The organism is Halomonas sp. BM-2019 (genome assembly GCF_017584085.1).
The window spans coordinates 2,273,688-2,277,293 of record NZ_CP071922.1 but is presented as its reverse complement, the minus strand read 5'-3'; the positions used below and the strand labels follow the sequence as shown (position 1 = coordinate 2,277,293).

General features: G+C 45.3%; 3 protein-coding genes. All 3 read right to left on the bottom strand.

Annotation, left to right across the window (positions count from 1 at the left end; translation table 11 throughout):
- A partial coding sequence (gene clpX, locus J5F18_RS11295) for an ATP-dependent protease ATP-binding subunit ClpX (RefSeq protein ID WP_346298732.1) occupies positions 1–1,171 on the bottom strand: 1,171 nt, incomplete at its 3' end.
- Between the two features lie 118 nt (positions 1,172–1,289).
- On the bottom strand, positions 1,290–1,910 hold the full coding sequence (gene clpP, locus J5F18_RS11290) for an ATP-dependent Clp endopeptidase proteolytic subunit ClpP (protein ID WP_290563649.1): 621 nt from the start codon (positions 1,908–1,910) through the stop codon (positions 1,290–1,292).
- A gap of 85 nt (positions 1,911–1,995) precedes the next feature.
- Positions 1,996–3,297: a trigger factor gene (tig, locus tag J5F18_RS11285; protein ID WP_346298731.1), complete on the bottom strand. Its 1,302-nt coding sequence runs from the start codon at positions 3,295–3,297 to the stop codon at positions 1,996–1,998.
- Positions 3,298–3,606 lie beyond the last annotated feature (309 nt).

Genomic DNA, 3,606 nt, shown 5'->3' with positions numbered 1-3,606 from the left:
AAGAGGGTAACTCGTACATTGTATCGAGCAGTACTTCCTCAACGATTGACCGCAGGCCACGTGCACCGGTTTTCCGTTTCATCGCTTTCCGCGCAATTGCACGCAATGCATCCGTACGGAACTCAAGCTCAACGTTTTCCATTTCAAGCAAAGCACCATACTGTTTGGTCAGTGCGTTTTTCGGCTCACTGAGAATTTGCACGAGGGCATCTTCGTCGAGTTCCGTTAAACTTGCGACCACCGGAAGACGACCAATAAATTCTGGAATCAGTCCATATTTAACTAAGTCTTCAGGCTCGACTTTGGTGAGAAGGTTGACTTGATCTTTCTCCGTCTTCGACTTCACTTCGGCACCAAAACCAATGCCACTGCCAGTCGCTAACCGCTGACCAATAACTTTCTCGAGTCCGGCAAACGCACCACCGCATATAAACAAAATTTTCGATGTATCGACTTGCACAAATTCCTGCTGAGGATGCTTACGGCCACCTTGTGGAGGAACCGAAGCAATTGTTCCCTCAATGAGTTTCAGTAATGCTTGCTGTACACCTTCACCGGACACATCTCGAGTAATCGATGGATTATCTGACTTGCGCGAAATCTTGTCGATTTCGTCAACATAGATAATGCCACGCTCGGCTTTCGCTGCATCATAATCACATTTTTGCAGTAATTTTTGAATGATGTTTTCGACATCTTCACCGACATATCCAGCTTCGGTCAGTGTCGTGGCATCCGCCATAGTGAACGGTACGTCCAACATACGAGCCAAGGTTTCCGCGAGCAAGGTTTTACCACTACCGGTTGGCCCAATAAGCAAAATATTACTCTTGCCAAGCTCAACCTCTGGCTGTGCACCAGCATTACGTAAGCGCTTGTAGTGGTTATACACAGCGACAGCCAACACCCGCTTGGCTAAGTCTTGACCGATGACATAATCGTCCAAATGTTGACGGATCTCTTTCGGTGTCGGTAAGCGGTCTTCGGACGCTTGCGGTGAAATATTCTTAATTTCTTCTTTGAGAATATCGTTACACAGATCGACACATTCATCACAAATGAACACGGACGGACCCGCGATCAGCTTTTTGACCTCATGCTGGCTTTTGCCACAAAATGTACAGTAAAGTGACTTTCCACCTTTACCACTACTCGTTGTTGAATCCGTCATTCACTTCTCCAGTACGCTACTGCTGTACTTAATAAACTTCGTATACTTGATATACTTTACTTCAATTCCAAGTCCCGAAAGGCACTTGAACACTACTTTAGCACAACTTATAACGGCTTTAGCCTTGTTGTTGGCGTTTTTCCAAAACTTTATCAACAATGCCGTATTCAAGCGCTTGTTGTGAACTCATGAAGTTATCCCGATCGGTATCTTTCGCGACACGGTCAAACTCTTGCCCGGTGTGTTCAGACAACAAACGATTGAGTTTTTCTTTAATATACAAAATCTCGCGGGCATGAATTTCGATGTCAGACGCTTGGCCTTGGAAACCACCCAATGGCTGGTGAATCATCACTCGGGAATTCGGTAGACAAAAACGTTTGCCTTTCGCGCCACCCGCTAACAAGAACGCGCCCATACTGGCCGCTTGGCCAATACAAATGGTTGACACATCATTGCGGATAAATTGCATGGTGTCATAAATTGCCATGCCTGCGGTGACCGAGCCGCCCGGTGAATTAATATAAAGATAAATATCCTTTTCTGGATTCTCAGACTCAAGGAATAGCATTTGGGCGACAATCAAATTCGCCATTTGCTCTTCAACAGGGCCGCAGAGGAAAATAATTCCTTCTTTAAGTAAACGGGAATAAATATCAAATGAGCGCTCACCTTTTGCTGTTTGTTCGACAACGATCGGCACGAGTGCAGCCATAGGATCCGGCATGTTATTTCCCATCAAAACTTCTCTCCTCAAATAAAAAATGGCTCAGATGAATTTCATCTGAGCCATTAAACCAATTCTTACTGTTTTCAGCAAATGCTTATTTTGCTGGCGGGTTCATCACGTCGTCAAAGCTGACTTGCTTTTCAGCAACTTTTGCTTTGGCTAGTACGAAGTCAATCGCTTGATCTTCGAGTACGACATTGTGAATCTGCTGCATCGCTTCTGCATTTTGCTTGTAGTAGGTAATCACTTCTTGCGGATCTTCGTACGCAGAAGCTTGGCTTTCAAGCATTTCATCAACACGTGCTTGGTCAACTTTAAGCTCGTTCGATTTAATCACTTGGCCAAGTAACAAACCAACTTTAACGCGCTCTTCAGCTTGCTCATTGAATAAGTCTGCTGGTAGCTCAGGCATATTCTTCGCATTGCCACCGAAGCGTTGCATCGCTTGTTGACGTAGTGCTTGAATTTCCTGTTGCTTCAGTGCTGATGGCACTGGCACATCGTTGTTTGCCGCCAACAAGCCTTGAATAACTTGTTGCTTCACTTTGTTTTTCATTGCGTTCTTGAGCTCGCGCTCCATGTTCTTGCGAACTTCGTTACGAAGCGCTTCAAGACCACCATCGCCAATGCCAAACTGTTCCGCAAAGTCATCATTTAATTCAGGCAGCTCAGGTGCTTCAACGGTTTTAATAACCAAGTCGAATTCTGCAGCTTTACCTTTCAAATGTTCAGCATGATAGTCTTCTGGGAAGGTCACTTCGATCGTTTTCTCAGTGCCCGCCTTTAATCCTTTCATCGCATCTTCAAAACCTGGGATCATACGACCTTGACCAAGTTCTAAAGTGAAGTCTTCAGCTTTACCACCGTCGAACTCTTCGCCGTCAACGCGACCTAAGAAATCGAAAGTGACTTTATCGCCATCTTTAGCGCCACGCTTCACTTCTTTAAATACTGCGTGTTGCTTGCGCAACGTTTCAAGCATGTTGTCGACGTCTGCATCAGTTACTTCCGCAACCGCTTTTTCGACTTCGACTTTGTCCAAGTCTTTTAATTCGACTTCTGGATAAACTTCAACCGTTGCAACAAACTCAAGATCCTTGCCTTCTTCATCGGCTTTTGGCTCAATTTGTGGTGCGCCAGTCGGGTTGATCTTTTCCTGAATCAAAGCTTCGATGTAATGACGCTGAATTTGCTCCATGACAACATCTTGGCGAATCGCAGGACCGAAACGTTTAGCCACCAAGCTCACTGGAACTTTACCAGGACGGAAACCATCCATACGTACCGTACGCGCACGTTGCTTCACTTGGTTTTTAACTTCACTATCAATCTTTTCAGCCGGGATTGTGATGGTTAACCGGCGCTCTAAACCTGTTGCTTCTACAGAAACCTGCATTGCTTTGTTACCTCAGCATCACTTAAACGTGCATTTCGTATTACTGTAGCCGATTGTGCTTGGTCATTGATGACGGCACCACAGAACCAACTACTCCAAATCTTGCGCTGTGCCTACCCTCAATTCAGTCAGGGGATAAAGTACGAACGCGCTTATATTCTGCCATCAGCCAGCAAGGACTGATGAAAAATGACGCGACATTATAACGATCATCTTCGACTGAGTCGAGTCGAGCACCACAAAAACTGATCGCTTTTTATTTACAATTGAACGATACGGCTATGCGATTCATTCTAAGGCTAGCCAGTG

What these genes read in the sequence shown, in the direction of transcription:
- clpP (WP_290563649.1), bottom strand. Translation starts at nt 1,910, where the DNA reads ATGGGAAATAACATGCCGGATCCTATGGCTGCACTCGTGCCGATCGTT.
- tig (WP_346298731.1), bottom strand. Translation starts at nt 3,297, where the DNA reads ATGCAGGTTTCTGTAGAAGCAACAGGTTTAGAGCGCCGGTTAACCATC.